This window comes from Neisseria sp. HMSC15G01 (genome assembly GCF_001808255.1).
GTDB classification, from domain to species: domain Bacteria; phylum Pseudomonadota; class Gammaproteobacteria; order Burkholderiales; family Neisseriaceae; genus Neisseria; species Neisseria subflava_A.
Genome location: NZ_KV792654.1, coordinates 126,143 through 141,089, shown reverse-complemented (window position 1 = coordinate 141,089; position 14,947 = coordinate 126,143). Strand labels below are relative to the sequence as shown.

Sequence of the window (14,947 nt, the reverse complement as noted above, 5' to 3'; positions counted from 1 at the left end):
GAGGGCAGCGAAAATGAAACAAACTCTGAAAAACTGGTTTGCTGCCTTATTGCTGGCAGTGCCTATGAGTGCAGCCGTCGCCAGCGGCGGCGGACACTACGAAAAAGTCGATATCGACCTGCGTGACCAAGTCAGTCTGCAGCACGGTGCGCAAATCTTTACAAACTACTGTTTGTCTTGCCACTCTGCAAGCGGTATGCGCTTCAACCGTCTGAAAGATATTGGTTTGACTGAAGATGAAATCAAGAAAAACCTGATGTTCACAACAGACAACGTTGGTGACGTCATGGTAGCGGCAATGGATCCGAAAGATGCCTCCAAATGGTTGGGTGCGCCTCCTCCGGATTTGACCCTGATTGCGCGTTCTAAAGGTGCAGACTACCTGTACGCCTATATGCGCGGCTTCTATAAAGACCCAACTCGTCCGACCGGTTGGAACAATACTGTTTTGGCCGGTGCGAGTATGCCTCACCCACTGTGGGAACAACAAGGTGTTCAGGCTGTTGAGTTGGATGCCAAAGGTCAGCCTGTTATGATTAAAGACGAGCATGGCAACCTGACTCCTAAGCTGTATTGGGAATCTACCGGTTTGCACAGCCGTCGCCTGCCTAACGGTAAAGTGATCCAAAAAGAGTACGATACTTATGTACGCGACTTGGTGAACTACTTGGTGTACATGGGCGAGCCTGCTCAGTTGCAACGCCACCGCATCGGCTACATGGTTTTGGCATTCCTGTTTGCGGTAATGCTGCCATTGGCTTACTTCCTGAAAAAAGAATTCTGGAAAGACGTTCACTAATTCTTTTGAATCAAAAAGGCAAACCTGTTTCAGGTTTGCCTTTTTTGTTTGTGAAATCAGTTTATGCGGAAATAATGTAAATTTTAAAATTACTTAATATAAACAATGTGATATGTGAAATTTCTGGATTAAGTGTTTGAAATTATGTATAATTCTGTCTGAATTTTTATAAGGCTTAAGGCCGTCTGAAAAGATTTATCAGGAGTAAAAGATTATGATGACATTGTATTCAGGTATTACTTGTCCATTCAGCCAACGTTGCCGTTTTGTGCTGTACGAAAAAGGCATGGATTTTGAAATCAAAGATGTGGACGTGTTCAATAAACCTGAAGACTTGGCTTTGATGAATCCGTATAACCAAGTACCGGTTCTGGTTGAGCGTGATTTGATTTTGCACGAATCAAACATCATCAACGAATACATTGATGAGCGTTTCCCTCATCCTCAGTTGATGCCGGGTGATCCTGTTATGCGCGGTCGCGGCCGTTTGGTGCTGTACCGCATGGAAAAAGAATTGTTCAGCTTGGTGCAAGTGTTGGAAAACCCTGAATCTACCAATAAAGAACAAGCTAAAGCGCGTGAAGCCATTGGCAATGGTTTGACACTGTTGGCACCGTCTTTTACTAAAAACAAATACATCTTGGGCGATGACTTCTCCATGATTGATGTTGCCTTATCTCCACTGTTGTGGCGTTTGGACTATTACGACATCAAACTGGGTAAATCTGCTGCGCCTTTGCTGAAATACGCCGAGCGTATTTTCCAACGCGAAGCCTTTATTGAAGCATTGACGCCGGCTGAAAAAGCCATGCGCCGCTAAAGGACGGATCTATGGCAACTTCAACCAAACCGTATTTGTTGCGTGCTTTGTATGAATGGTGTTTGGATAATAACCAAACACCGCACATCGTAGCTTGGGTAAATGAACATACCCGTGTGCCGATGCAGTATGTGCGCGACAATGAAATTGTTTTAAATATTGGTCCTACCGCCAGTCATAACTTGAATATCGACAACGAATGGGTCAATTTTTCTGCACGCTTTTCCGGCGTAGCGCACGAGATTTGGATTCCGGTCGGTCATATTGTCAGTATATTTGGCCGCGAAAGTGGAGAGGGTATGGGATTTGAGGTAGAACCATATCAGCCTGCTTCTGTCGAAGCTGCAGCAGCGGAAGATAAAAAAGCTGAATCTACGGAAGAAAAACCGAAAAAAGTATTGAAGCTTGTGAAGTAATTAAAAGATAAAAGGGCGTCTGAAATGTTTCAGACGGCCTTTATTGATTGGGTATTGAAATGGCAAAATTAATGAGCAATTAATTATTAATTAAACCAAACAAAAAAGCTCTTGCGTTTAACAAGAGCTTTTTTGTTTAGTGGTGGAGGTAAGCGGGATCGAACCGCTGACCTCTTGCATGCCATGCAAGCGCTCTACCAACTGAGCTATACCCCCGAAATTTGGTGGCGAATCAGGGACTCGAACCCCGGACACAAGGATTATGATTCCTCTGCTCTAACCGACTGAGCTAATTCGCCGTTTCGTGAAGTCGCTATTATAGTTTTTTTTGAATATTTGGCAAGCGCTAATTTTGCTTTTTTTTATTTCTTATTGTTTTTAAAAAATAAAAAGTAAGTTGTCAGGCTATAGCTTATGGCAAATATCGCCGTGGCTAAAGCCTGTCCAATCAATATCGATGTCTTTGCCAAAAGCGATCACTTTAAAAAGTTCACCCATTTCGTGCTGATGTATCAGTTTCTGTACTGCTGCTGCGGCTTGGATATATTCAACCGAATCCGGGCTGCCGATTTGTGCCAGCAGATCGGTGATGCCGAGATTGAGCAAGAAATAAGATTGGGGCAGGTAGCCGATTAAGTCCAAACCTGATTCCGTGCCGGCGCGTGCGATATCGGTGAAGTTGACGTGCGCAGTCAAATCGGTCAGGCCGATATTGAAAAACGGATCATGGATGGTGTGGTGGCGATAGTGGCCGATAAATGTGCCTTCCTTGCGTTGCGGATGGTAATACTGAGCGGCATCGAAGCCGTAGTCGATAAATATCATGCCGCCGCGCTGCAATTTGGCGGCCAGGGTTTGGATAAAGGCATATTGTGCCGGATGCAGCTCGCTTGTGTATGAGGGAAGGGGAGGGAAGTATAAGGCGGCTGTTTGCGTAAGTTCGGCTTGGGTTAATAGTCTAATGACTTCGATTAGCTCGTCATTCTCTAGGCTAACGCCGATTTGTTGAAACCCTTCATCTTGATAAATCAAGCGTTCCACCGGCATGGCATCCAATACTTCGTTGCCGATGATGATGCCGTCAAAATGTTCGGGCAATGTGGTGAGGTGGATGACTTTGGCGGCTACTTCTGGGGAGGTATGTTCAATAATATATTGGCGTTGTCTCTCTGTAAGTTCTGCCGATAGCTCAATAATATAGTAATGATTCAGGTCGTCTGAAAGGTTTTGCAAGAGTGTAGCAGCGAGATGACCTGTACCTGCACCAAATTCATAGATATTGCCTGCTGTTTGCGGCAGTAATTCGGCAAGTTGTTTGGCAAGGGTTTGTCCGAATAGGGGGGAGAGGGTGGGGGCGGTAATGAAGTCGCCGTCCGTACCAATTTTATGGCTGCCTCCGCTGTAATAGCCGTATTGAGGTGTGTAAAGGGCAAGCTCCATAAAACGGGAGAAGGGTATCCAGTTTTGATGTTGTTCAATTTCGTTTTTTATAAGCTTGGTCAGGTGTGCTGAAGAGGCTTGTGCATCAGGGGAAGGAAGGGGGAGTTGAGGCTTCATGACTGTTAGATAATGTAAAAAAATTGAATTTGTTTGTATATTATAGCTCCTTATGAGAGGGGTGGTAATTGAGTATAAAAATACTATATATAGTATTTTTATACTATGAATAATACTACATATAGTATTTAATGCTAAACGAGACACTTAATAAACCCATATGTCATGCATCATTATATATATAAGATATTGAATTTAAAGTGTTTAGTGTTTTATTTCAGATAAGAAACGGATTTGACCTGATTGCCAAAATTTCTTATAGTGTCGGTTAGTGGGGCATAGTGGGTGAAAGTGGTTACTTTTTCCTAAAAAGTGTTCCGTAGAAGTGAAAACGAAAGATTTTAGAAAGGTGGGATTTTTAATCCCACTCTGTTTTATTTTAATCGAATTTGGGGTGTGATGTGTTTGGCGGTGCTCATGAATTGAGTATGGACAGTAAAGGGCGGTTGGCAATTCCTGCCAAATTCCGCGATATTTTGCTGCGCCGTTATACGCCTGCGATTGTGGTCACACTGGATTCCCGAAAAAAATTATTGATGTACCCCGAGCCCGTTTGGGAAGAAAAAGCCGAGCAGATTTTGAAGTTGAAAGTGGCCGGCAATGAGTCTTTGCAACGGTATCAGAATCTGCTGCTGCACAATGCGGAGATTTTGGAGTGGGACAGCGCCGGACGTGTTTTGATTCCGGCGAATCTGCGTAAACGCGTGGATTTTGAAAAAGAAGTTACTTTGGTTGGCCGTGCAAACCGTATGGAGTTGTGGGGCCGCGAACATTGGGAAGAGGAAATGAATCAGGCTTTGGATATTGATCCTGATGAATTGGCTTTCCAATTGAGTCAAACGGATTTGCAATTGTGAGTAAAGTTGAAAATTATCAGCATGTTACTGTCTTGTTGTATGAGGCGGTGGATGCGTTGGCAATCCGTGAAGACGGGATTTATGTGGACGGTACGTTCGGTAGGGGAGGGCATTCCCGGCTGATTTTGTCGCGTTTGGGTGAGCAGGGTCGTTTGGTTGTTTTTGATAAAGACCCCGAGGCGATTGCGGTAGCTAATGAGCTGGCGGCGCAAGATAAACGTGTCAGTGTCGTACACAATGGTTTTGAAACATTTCAGACGGCCTTGGATGAATTGGGCATCGATAAGATTGACGGTGCGCTTTTTGATTTGGGGATTTCGTCGCCGCAAATTGACGATGGCAGCCGCGGATTCAGTTTCCGCTTTGATGCACCGTTGGATATGCGGATGGATCCGACTCGCGGGATGTCTGCGGCGGAATGGATTGCAACCGCATCCGAACAGGATTTACACGAGGTCATTAAGAATTATGGTGAAGAGCGGTTTAGTCGCCAGATTGCGCGCGCCATTGTTGCGCAACGGGAGGAAAGTCCCATCGATACAACCCGCAAGCTGGCGCAGCTTGTGGCGCAAAACGTCCGTACTCGTGAGCGCGGACAAGACCCTGCAACGCGCACCTTCCAAGCAGTTCGCATCTTTATTAACCGCGAGCTCGAAGAGGTAGAGGCAGTTTTACCGCAGGTTGCAGGCCGTCTGAAAGAGAGTGGGCGCTTGGCTGTCATTGCGTTCCATTCGCTGGAAGACAGAATTGTGAAGCAGTTTATTAAAAAATATTCGCAACATGCGCCATTGCCCCGTTGGGCAGTGGTTAAGGAAGCGGATTTACCTCAGCCGCCTTTGAAGGCTGTGGGCAAAGCAATCAAACCGGATTCGACAGAGACTGAAGCCAATCCGCGTGCGCGCAGTGCAGTTTTGCGTGTGGCGGAGCGAAGCAGTGGCGAATTTTCGGTTATTGAGTAGGGGATGGCGTCTAAACGCTGTCGTAAGAGATAGTCCTGTTGACAGGCCGTCTGAAAGTTTGAGATGGGTAAGTTGAATATTTTATTACTGGTTTTGGTGACGGTCTCAGCCTTTGCCGTAGTGTTTAAGCAAAACCAGTCCCGTTTGCATTTTATCGAGTTGGATAAGGCACAAAAACGGGAAATTCAGTTGGAACAGGATTACGCGCGCCTGAAATTGGAGCAAGCAAGATTGGCAAACCACAAGTTGATTAAAGTGGCGGCCGAAAAGCAACATCTGCTTCCTCCGGGTGCGCATAATACGGCTATGCTGGAACGCAAAAAATAAGAATACAGAGCCTTGCATTGGTGCAAGATTTACGGGATTTGATGGCTCACTGAGCAGCTAAGTCATGAGAAGTTCAACATGTTAATTAAGAACGAATATAAACCTCAAATGCTGTCTGGAACAACAAAAACGAAAAAGCCGCTGACAAGTAACGGGCGAATCGGTTTGGTGCTGGGCGCTGTTGCGCTGGCATTTACCGGTCTGTTGGTACGCGGGGTTTATCTGCAAACCAGTCAGCATGAATTTTTGAAAAATCAGGGCGACCAACGTTTTGTGCGTACGCTTCCGCTGCCGGCATCACGCGGTATGATTACCGACCGCAATGGTGCTACATTGGCTTTGAGTGCGCCTACCGAATCATTGTATGCCATGCCTTCCGGTATGGAGGAAATGCCGACTGACGAGCAGTTGGAAAAATTGTCGGCCATTGCTGATGTGCCTGTTGAAGTTTTGAAAAATAAATTGTCTAAAAAAGACAAAGGCTTTATCTACTTGAAACGTCAACTCAGCTACGAGAAAGCAGAAGAAATCAAAGCATTGGGCATTAAAGGCATTGCATTCCAAAAAGAATTGAAACGCCATTACCCGTTGGGCAATCTGTTTGCGCATGTTATCGGTTTTACCAATATCGACGGCAAAGGTCAGGAGGGCTTGGAGCTTTCTCGTGAAGACAGCCTGCGCGGTGAAGATGGCGCGAAAGTCGTATTGCGCGACAACAAAGGCAACATCGTAGACAGCCTCGACTCTCCGCGCAACAGCGTGCCTAAAAACGGCCAAGACATGATTTTGTCTTTGGATCAGCGTATTCAAACGCTGGCTTATGACGAGTTAAACAAAGCGGTGGCTTATCACAAAGCCAAAGCAGGTACTGTTGTGGTATTGGATGCGCAAACCGGCGAGATTTTGGCTTTGGTCAACAGCCCGGCTTACGATCCGAATCAACCGGGTCAAGCCAATAGCGAACAGCGCCGCAACCGCGCTGTAACCGACATGATTGAACCAGGTTCTGCCATGAAGCCGTTTACCATTGCCAAAGCATTGGATTCAGGCAAAGTGGATGCAACCGATACGTTCAATACCCTGCCGTACAAAATCGGTCCGGCTACCGTACAAGATACCCACGTTTATCCTACTTTGGATGTGCGCGGCATCATGCAAAAATCTTCCAACGTCGGTACCAGTAAACTTTCTGCCATGTTTACGCCTAAAGAAATGTACGATTTCTATCACGATTTAGGTGTGGGCGTGCGCATGCATTCAGGCTTTCCTGGTGAGACTGCAGGTTTGTTGAGAAGCTGGCGCAGATGGCAAAAAATCGAACAGGCAACCATGTCTTTCGGTTATGGCCTGCAATTGAGCCTGTTGCAATTGGCGCGTGCCTATACTGTCTTGACCCATGATGGCGAATTGTTGCCGGTCAGCTTTGAAAAACAAGCGGTTGCCCCTAAAGGCAAGCGCGTCATCAAAGCCTCTACTGCGAAAAAAGTGCCCGAGTTGATGGTTTCCGTTACTGAAGCCGGCGGTACCGGTACTGCAGGTGCGGTAGATGGTTTCGACGTAGGTGCGAAAACCGGTACGGCGCGCAAACTGGTCAATGGCCGCTATGTGGACAACAAACACGTCGGTACGTTCATCGGTTTTGCTCCGGCTAAAAATCCACGCGTGATTGTGGCCGTTACCATCGACGAACCGACTGCCAACGGCTATTACGGCGGCGTGGTTGCCGGTCCCGTATTCAAAGAAGTCATGAGCGGAAGCTTGAACATCTTGGGCGTTTCCCCGACCAAGCCTTTAAGTAATACCGCTACTGTCAAAGTACCGTCATAATCCAAACAATCAAAGAGATATTGTTTATGTTCAGCAAGTTAACCCCCTTGGCTGAAACCAACTTTCCGCCTCTGCTGTGTGAAAACGCAGCAGGGCGTTTGTTGCATTCAGACAGCCGACAAATTAAACAGGGTGACATTTTCGTTGCCTGTCAGGGTGAATATACAGACGGCCGCAGCTATATTCCTGCCGCCATTGTCAACGGTGCCACCTTTGTTTTTTGGGATGATGACGGCAAATTCACATGGAATCCCGAATGGAACGTTCCCAATCAAGGCATTAAAGATCTGAAACATCGCGCCGGTATGTTGGCGGCACAGGTTTACGGCAATGTTTCAGACGGCCTTAAAGTTTGGGGCGTAACCGGTACCAACGGCAAAACCTCTATCACACAATGGCTGGCGCAAGCTGCTGATCTGTTGGGCGAAAAAACCACTATTATCGGCACAGTCGGCAACGGCTTTTGGGGCGCATTGGAAGAGACCACGCATACCACGCCTGCCCCTGTCGATGTCCAAACTCTGCTCTACCGCTTCCGTCAGCAAGGCGCAACAGCCGCTGCGATGGAAGTTTCCAGTCACGGCCTTGACCAATCGCGCGTCAACGGCGTGCCATTCCGCAGCGCAATCTTCACTAATCTTACCCGTGACCACCTCGACTATCACGGCACCATGGAAGCCTATGGCGCCATCAAATCGCGCCTGTTCTACTGGCATGGTCTGCAACACGCCATCATCAATGTTGATGACGAATACGGTGCGGAACTCGTAGGCCGTCTGAAAAAAGGCTGTCCCGATTTAGCCGTTTACGGCTATGGTTTCAGCGAGCAAGCCGATATCCGCATTACCGATTTCACCGCTTCTTCAGACGGCATGGAAGCCGTATTCCAAACCCCGTGGGGCGAAGGAAAATGCCGTACCCGTCTGCTCGGACGGTTCAACGCGCAAAACCTCGCCGCCTGCGTTGCCTTGCTATGTGCCAACGGTTACCCACTCAATAACGTTTTGGAAGTACTGGCAAAAATCCGTCCTGCTTCAGGCCGCATGGATTGCATTATGAACAGCGGCAAACCTTTGGTCGTCGTCGATTACGCCCACACGCCCGATGCATTGGAAAAAGCACTCTCCACTTTGCAGGAAATCAAACCGCAGGGCGCGGCTTTGTGGTGCGTATTTGGCTGCGGCGGTAACCGAGATCGTGGCAAACGCCCCTTGATGGGCGCAGCAGCCGTACAGGGTGCGGATAAAGTCGTCGTAACCAGCGACAATCCACGCTTGGAAAATCCGCAAGAAATCATCAACGATATTTTGCCTGCCGTACCTAATCCTGAACGCGTCGAGGTTGATCGCGCTGTTGCCATCTGTTATGCGGTTGAACAAGCCGCTGCGAACGACATCATTCTGATTGCCGGTAAAGGGCATGAAAACTATCAGGATGTACAAGGCGTGAAGCACCATTTCTCCGATTTTGAAATCGCAGAAAAAGCATTGGCAGAGCGCGGTTAAGCCATATCGCAAATATTCAGACGGCCCGAAACCTCAAGGCCGTCTGAAAAAGATTTAAGCATATACAATAAAAGCAACACGACACTCGCATTACGGCACGTCAGCCATTAAACCCATCACAGTTGTTTGTTTCAGAGGATTTTTTAACAAGGCCGTCTGAACAATAAGGAGACCGATTTGATGCTGAAAATGCCGATAAAAACCTTATTAATCAGTGCAGCCGTAGTTTTATTCGCAGGCTGTACAACCAAACAACTTCCGCGTCCTACTGCCGAAATCGAGCAGTTGAGGGCGCAACAGCCTCCTGCCGAGCAAAGCCTGCCCAATCCTGTTAAAGGCAAACGTTTTGACGACACTTGGGGCGCGGCGCGCAGTCAGGGGCGCAGGCATGAAGGTGTGGATATCTTTGCTAAGAAAAACACGCCGATACGCAGTACTACGCCCGGTATCGTCACCAAAATCGGGCGCAACCGATTGGGCGGTAAAGTTATCGGTATCCAAGGGCCGGGTGCGTGGCATTACTATGACCACCTCAATAAATTTGCCCGTATCCGCCTGTATGAACGAGTAAAAGAAGGGCAGGTCATCGGCTATGTCGGTAAAACCGGCAACGCCAGAACCACACCGGCCCACCTGCATTATGGCGTGTATCTACCCAGCGGCGCAGTGAATCCGTATCCGCTGATTAATCAGAACAGATAGGCCGTCTGAACAAGATTTGAGAGTATGAACGCAAAGAAATTGGTTAAGGCAACGAATATCGTCGGTATGGTGGCAGTTGTGCTGCTGGTGTACTGGGTATTTGTTCTGACTCTATCCAATGTTTTCGGGCTTAAGGTGTTCCGCGAATACATTACGGAAATTTTCCTGATGAGTATTTTGGGGATTTTTGCTGTAATGGCGGGTGCCTTGATACTGAACATCATGCTGAATTTGACCCGTATTGCCGAGCGAGGACAAGAGGAAGAAAGCAAAGGTGGCCGGAAAACCTTATATTTGTTGTTGGCCGTATTTCCCGTTTTGGCCGCTTTGCTATTTGGCGGAAATTATCTGACGGTTCAGAAAAAACGTCAGATTTTGACTCAATCGCTAGAGCGCATCGTCAAGGACAATCCGTCGCAAATCAACGCATTGGCAGATTATCGTTTTGATTTTGCGTATATTAAAAAAGCAGCGTTAATCCTTGAGCTGATGTCGAAGGAAGATTCTGCCTTTAAAGCAGCTACGGTGATTGTGCCGGATACAATAGGTAATAAACAGGTTTATTTGGCTTTCTCAGCCGATTCCTATTTAAGTGGGATTGATGAGCAGGCGCCCAATGCTCAGGGAGGAGGCGATGATAATGATTTTGTCGTTACTCGGAATGGCAATAAAGAAACAATCAGCAAAACGCAATATCTTTATGCTCCGAATTTGAGCGAGCGTGAATACTTGCAAAGAATATTTGCCGGACAAATAAATGAAATACGTTATGAGGCAAAAGACGGTAATTACAGCCTTTGCCACCCCTACCGACAAAACGGTAAAACCATTGTATTGTGTTTTTCTGATTACCAGCAGTACGGGAAAATCGGCAGTTGATAAGAGAAAGTGATTTATAGTATGAAAAGTTGGTTTTCCAATACATTTCCTGAATATAAAAAATTGCCCAAAAGCGGCAAATTTATGGCATGGCTGACTTTGGTGCAGGGCGTGGTTTGGTTGATTCTGGCATCAATTCAGAGTGTGCAAGGACTGATTAACAACATAGCATGGGCTGTGTTTTTTGGGATTTTACTTTTCATTTTGGGTGTGTTGGCGCTGTCTGCAGCATGGAATGCGTTTAAATTCCGTGAAGTCGGTTTTAAGAGAATGACATATGTGTACATACCATGCTTATTGCAGATTGCTTTTGCAAGCGATGTATTTTCTTTTGTATTTTATATAGATAGTGTATTGAAACTATGGTTCAGCCTTACGGTAAATAAGCTTTCTGTCGGTGTAAATTTTGCCGCTATTCTTTTTATTGTGCTGGCAGGACGTAATTATCGTCATTTAAAAATGGTTTCCCAAAATACGGATAAAAATGGGGAGCCGTTAGAACAAGGACAAGAAACACAATTATGAAACCACTAGACCTAAATTTCATCTGCCAAACGCTCGGCCTTCCGATGCCGTCTGAAAATCAACCCGTTTCGCGCATCGTAACCGACAGCCGTGATATTCAGGAAGGCGATGTATTTTTCGCGCTTGCCGGTGAGCGTTTTGACGCTCATGACTTTGTTGAAGATGTGTTGGCAGCGGGGGCAACGGCAGTTTTGGTTTCGCACGAAGATTGTGCGGCTTTGAAAGGCGCGTTGAAGGTTGACGATACGCTTGCGGCTTTGCAAAAACTGGCGAAGGCGTGGCGTGAAAATGTGAATCCGTTTGTCTTCGGTATTACCGGCTCTTCCGGCAAAACGACGGTTAAAGAGATGTTGGCCGGCGTATTGCGTCATCGATTCGGTGATGAAGCTGTGTTGGCGACTGCCGGCAATTTCAACAACCATATCGGCTTGCCGCTGACTTTGTTGAAACTGAACGAAAAACATCGTTATGCCGTCATTGAAATGGGCATGAACCATTTTGGCGAGTTGTCTTTGTTGACACGAATCGCCGGTCCGAATGTTGCTTTGGTCAATAACGCTTTGCGCGCGCATGTCGGTTGTGGTTTTGATGGTGTCGGCGATATTGCTAAAGCTAAAAGTGAAATCTACGAAGGTTTGCTTTCAGACGGCATTGCGCTGATTCCGTGTGAAGATGCCAATATCGCTACATTTGAAGCTGCTACTGCGCAATTGAACGCTCAGACTTTCGGCGTTGCCAGTGGCGATGTCCATGCAGAAAATATTGAGTTGAAACCGTTGTTCTGCGAATTTGATTTGGTGCGTGGCAATGAACGTGTTGCCGTGGTGTTGCCAGTCCCCGGCCGACACAATGTGCATAATGCCGTAGCGGCGGCTGCTCTGGCTTTGGCGGCAGATTTGAGTCTTGCCGAAGTTTCAGACGGCCTGAAAAATTTCAGTAATATCAAAGGCCGTCTGAATATCAAGCAAGGCATTAAAGGCGCGACTTTGATTGACGATACTTATAATGCCAACCCCGACAGCATGAAAGCTGCCATTGATGTGCTCGCCGCTATGCCTGCGCCGCGTATTTTTGTGATGGGCGATATGGGCGAATTGGGCGAGGACGAAGCCGCTGCCATGCACGCCGAAGTTGGCGCGTATGCACGGGATAAAGGCATCGAGGCCGCATATTTTGTCGGCGACAACAGCGTTGAAGCAGCGGAAACGTTTGGCGCGGAAGGTTTGTGGTTTGCTGACAAAGATCCGCTGATTCAAGTGTTGAGGCACGACTTGCCTGAACGCGCCACCGTATTGGTCAAGGGCTCGCGCTTTATGAAGATGGAAGAAGTGGTCGAGGCATTGGCAACAACAACTGCGTAAAAGGCCGTCTGAAATATGAAAAAGATTTTACTATTGGCTGGTTTGCTGATTGCCGCGTTTTATGCCGGAATGAAAGTACAGGCATTTATTTATGAAGATACCTGCTTGGATTTGGGCGGCGGAAAGAATCCTGGAAACTATCCGATTTGCGTGGTAGAGAAATAATCTTACTCAACAAGGCCGTCTGCAATTTCAGATGGCATACCGATTTATTTTTAATTGGGCAATAAGCCCGCTGTAACAACAAAAACAAAAAAGGAAGCCCCATGTTTTTATGGCTCGCACATTTCAGTAACTGGTTAACCGGTCTGAATATTTTTCAATACACCACATTTCGTGCCGTAATGGCCGCGCTGACTGCGCTGGTATTTTCATTATTGTTGGGTCCGTGGACCATCCGCAAGCTGACTGCGCTTAAAGTCGGCCAAGCCGTCCGTACCGACGGCCCTCAAACCCACCTGATCAAAAACGGTACGCCAACCATGGGCGGCTCGCTGATTTTGACTGCCATTACCGTATCCACAATCTTGTGGGGCAACTGGGCAAATCCTTATATCTGGATTCTCTTAGGCGTCTTGCTTGCTACCGGTGCACTCGGTTTTTACGACGACTGGCGCAAAGTGGTTTATAAAGACCCTAACGGCGTGTCTGCCAAATTCAAAATGGTGTGGCAGTCCAGCGTTGCCATCATTGCCGGTTTGGCATTGTTCTACCTTGCGACAAACTCTGCCAACAATATCCTGATTGTTCCCTTCTTCAAACAAGTTGCCTTGCCGCTTGGCGTAGTCGGCTTCTTGGTATTGTCCTACTTGACTATCGTCGGTACATCCAATGCCGTTAACCTGACCGACGGTTTGGACGGCTTGGCCGCATTCCCCGTTGTACTTGTCGCCGCCGGCCTTGCCATCTTTGCTTATGCCAGTGGACACTCCCAATTTGCCCAATACCTGCAATTGCCTTACGTTGCCGGCGCAAACGAAGTGGTGATTTTCTGTACCGCCATGTGTGGTGCGTGCCTCGGCTTTTTGTGGTTTAACGCCTATCCGGCACAAGTCTTTATGGGCGACGTCGGCGCGCTCGCGCTTGGTGCGGCGCTCGGTACCGTTGCCGTCATCATCCGCCAAGAATTTGTCCTCGTCATCATGGGCGGCCTGTTTGTTGTTGAAGCCATTTCCGTTATGTTGCAAGTCGGTTGGTACAAACGCACCAAAAAACGCATCTTCCTGATGGCGCCGATTCATCATCATTACGAACAAAAAGGCTGGAAAGAAACCCAAGTCGTCGTCCGTTTCTGGATTATCACCATCGTCTTGGTGTTAATCGGCTTGAGTACCCTCAAAATCCGCTAAATCTCCAAAGGCCGTCTGAAACTTTCAGACGGCCATTATGTAAGGTAAGCATGCTTGCCTGAATCCTACGTCTCAAAATAAATCCCGTAATAATCCACACAGAAAGTCCCCAAACATGTACCAATCTTTTGGTGGTGCAACCGGCATCCGCACCCTGACCGACCGTTTCTACGACTTGATGGAACTCGAACCGCAATACCGCGCCCTGCGCCAGATGCACGGCGAAGACATGACCCTGATACGCGAAAAGCTCTACGAATTTTTTAGCGGCTGGCTCGGGGGACCGCAACTTTTTGTCGAAAAATACGGCCATCCTCAACTGCGCGCCCGCCATATGCCTTTTGCCGTCAACGTACAAGTCCGCAACGAATGGATCGCCTGCTTTGCCCAAGCCATGAGCGAACTGGACATCGACAAAGTACTTGCTGAGCCGGTGTTAATCCAAGTTTTTGCCATGGCAGATTGGTGCCGTAACCAAAACGAAGACGGTATCGAACCGCCTATGCCGCCGATGGCGGTTGACCCATGGGTGCGCGCACCGGAATTGCAGCAGATTTTGAGTAGCTACGGTGTAAATAGCTTTTTTAAGGAATTTGCTGGCTAAAGGCCGTCTGAAACTTCTTGGATAAAACAGAAACAATAATTTGAAAGAAATGGATTTTAGAATGAATAAATTATTAAAAAAAATGATGGTAGCCCTGTTATCTTTTGGCTTGGCGCAGGCAGTTTGGGCGGATAATATGCCGAATTTTCAGAAAACGCTTCAAGCTGCGAAGCAAGGGAATGTCGATGCCCAATATAATTTGGGCGTGATGTATGCCATCGGGCAAGGCGTCCCTCAAGACGATGCACAGGCAGTGCAGTGGTATCGGCAGGCTGCAGAACAAGGGGATGCCCAAGCCCAAAGTAATTTGGGTCTGATGTATTACAAAGGTGAAGGCGTCCGTCAAGACTATGCCGAAGCGTTCAGATGGTATCGTAAGGCAGCGGAGCAGGGATTAGTCCAAGCCCAAACCGATTTGGGCAATGGGTATGCACAAGGGCAAGGCGTCCGTCAAGACTAT

The 14,947-nt window shown here is 47.5% G+C and carries 17 protein-coding genes and 2 tRNA genes; 16 read left to right on the top strand and 3 right to left on the bottom strand.

Features of this window, described 5'->3' with window-relative positions; translation table 11 throughout:
• The first annotated feature begins 13 nt into the window (after positions 1-13).
• The 3 genes from HMPREF3139_RS00915 to HMPREF3139_RS00905 all read left to right on the top strand — a co-directional run bounded on the left by HMPREF3139_RS00915 (position 14) and on the right by HMPREF3139_RS00905 (position 2,035).
• The gene (locus HMPREF3139_RS00915) at positions 14-799 is read left to right on the top strand and encodes a cytochrome c1 (RefSeq protein WP_039864285.1); all 786 of its coding nucleotides are present in this window, start codon (positions 14-16) and stop codon (positions 797-799) included.
• A 214-nt stretch (positions 800-1,013) separates the two neighbouring features.
• Positions 1,014-1,619: a glutathione S-transferase N-terminal domain-containing protein gene (locus tag HMPREF3139_RS00910; RefSeq protein ID WP_039861850.1), complete on the top strand. Its 606-nt coding sequence runs from the start codon at positions 1,014-1,016 to the stop codon at positions 1,617-1,619.
• Positions 1,620-1,630: 11 nt separating this feature from the next.
• Entirely contained in the window at positions 1,631-2,035 is a 405-nt protein-coding gene (locus HMPREF3139_RS00905) for a ClpXP protease specificity-enhancing factor (protein WP_070459585.1), read from the top strand.
• 140 nt (positions 2,036-2,175) lie between these two features.
• Here HMPREF3139_RS00905 and HMPREF3139_RS00900 read toward each other — a convergent pair.
• The 3 genes from HMPREF3139_RS00900 to HMPREF3139_RS00890 form a co-directional block, all read right to left on the bottom strand.
• A tRNA-Ala gene (locus HMPREF3139_RS00900) sits at positions 2,176-2,251 on the bottom strand.
• A 6-nt stretch (positions 2,252-2,257) separates the two neighbouring features.
• Positions 2,258-2,334 (bottom strand) — tRNA-Met (locus HMPREF3139_RS00895).
• 106 nt (positions 2,335-2,440) lie between these two features.
• The gene (locus HMPREF3139_RS00890) at positions 2,441-3,592 is read right to left on the bottom strand and encodes a class I SAM-dependent methyltransferase (RefSeq protein WP_070459582.1); all 1,152 of its coding nucleotides are present in this window, start codon (positions 3,590-3,592) and stop codon (positions 2,441-2,443) included.
• 401 nt (positions 3,593-3,993) lie between these two features.
• Here HMPREF3139_RS00890 and mraZ point away from each other — a divergent pair, with 401 nt between their 5' ends.
• The 13 genes from mraZ to HMPREF3139_RS10985 form a co-directional block, all read left to right on the top strand.
• A complete protein-coding gene (gene mraZ / locus HMPREF3139_RS00885; RefSeq protein ID WP_003748265.1) occupies positions 3,994-4,449 on the top strand; it encodes a division/cell wall cluster transcriptional repressor MraZ in 456 nt (151 codons plus the stop codon).
• A complete protein-coding gene (gene rsmH / locus HMPREF3139_RS00880) occupies positions 4,446-5,408 on the top strand; it encodes a 16S rRNA (cytosine(1402)-N(4))-methyltransferase RsmH (RefSeq protein ID WP_070459580.1) in 963 nt (320 codons plus the stop codon). The genes mraZ and rsmH overlap by 4 nt, the downstream gene beginning before the upstream one ends.
• Positions 5,409-5,471: 63 nt before the next feature.
• A complete protein-coding gene (gene ftsL / locus HMPREF3139_RS00875) occupies positions 5,472-5,735 on the top strand; it encodes a cell division protein FtsL (protein WP_003681879.1) in 264 nt (87 codons plus the stop codon).
• 78 nt (positions 5,736-5,813) lie between these two features.
• Positions 5,814-7,562 carry a peptidoglycan D,D-transpeptidase PBP2 gene (locus tag HMPREF3139_RS00870; RefSeq protein WP_070459577.1) on the top strand — a complete coding sequence of 583 codons (1,749 nt, stop codon included), beginning with the start codon at positions 5,814-5,816 and terminating at the stop codon, positions 7,560-7,562.
• Positions 7,563-7,588: 26 nt separating this feature from the next.
• Positions 7,589-9,067 carry a UDP-N-acetylmuramoyl-L-alanyl-D-glutamate--2,6-diaminopimelate ligase gene (locus HMPREF3139_RS00865; RefSeq protein WP_070459574.1) on the top strand — a complete coding sequence of 493 codons (1,479 nt, stop codon included), beginning with the start codon at positions 7,589-7,591 and terminating at the stop codon, positions 9,065-9,067.
• A 180-nt stretch (positions 9,068-9,247) separates the two neighbouring features.
• On the top strand, positions 9,248-9,769 hold the full coding sequence (locus HMPREF3139_RS00860) for a M23 family metallopeptidase (protein ID WP_070459572.1): 522 nt from the start codon (positions 9,248-9,250) through the stop codon (positions 9,767-9,769).
• Positions 9,770-9,793: 24 nt separating this feature from the next.
• The gene (locus tag HMPREF3139_RS00855; RefSeq protein WP_070459570.1) at positions 9,794-10,648 is read left to right on the top strand and encodes a peptidase; all 855 of its coding nucleotides are present in this window, start codon (positions 9,794-9,796) and stop codon (positions 10,646-10,648) included.
• A 21-nt stretch (positions 10,649-10,669) separates the two neighbouring features.
• Positions 10,670-11,173, top strand: a complete 504-nt coding sequence (locus HMPREF3139_RS00850) for a hypothetical protein (protein WP_070459567.1) — start codon at positions 10,670-10,672, stop codon at positions 11,171-11,173.
• Positions 11,170-12,534 (top strand): UDP-N-acetylmuramoyl-tripeptide--D-alanyl-D-alanine ligase, encoded by a 1,365-nt coding sequence (gene murF / locus HMPREF3139_RS00845; protein WP_070459563.1) that lies wholly within the window; start codon positions 11,170-11,172, stop codon positions 12,532-12,534. The genes HMPREF3139_RS00850 and murF overlap by 4 nt, the downstream gene beginning before the upstream one ends.
• Before the next feature lie 15 nt (positions 12,535-12,549).
• Positions 12,550-12,699, top strand: a complete 150-nt coding sequence (locus tag HMPREF3139_RS10990; protein WP_003748282.1) for a hypothetical protein — start codon at positions 12,550-12,552, stop codon at positions 12,697-12,699.
• A gap of 101 nt (positions 12,700-12,800) precedes the next feature.
• Complete coding sequence (gene mraY / locus HMPREF3139_RS00840; protein ID WP_003685861.1) at positions 12,801-13,883, top strand: phospho-N-acetylmuramoyl-pentapeptide-transferase; 1,083 nt, start codon at positions 12,801-12,803, stop codon at positions 13,881-13,883.
• Between the two features lie 115 nt (positions 13,884-13,998).
• Complete coding sequence (locus HMPREF3139_RS00835; protein WP_070459561.1) at positions 13,999-14,487, top strand: group II truncated hemoglobin; 489 nt, start codon at positions 13,999-14,001, stop codon at positions 14,485-14,487.
• Positions 14,488-14,548: 61 nt separating this feature from the next.
• The coding region (locus tag HMPREF3139_RS10985; RefSeq protein WP_168160492.1) for a tetratricopeptide repeat protein at positions 14,549-14,947 on the top strand (399 nt) is incomplete at its 3' end.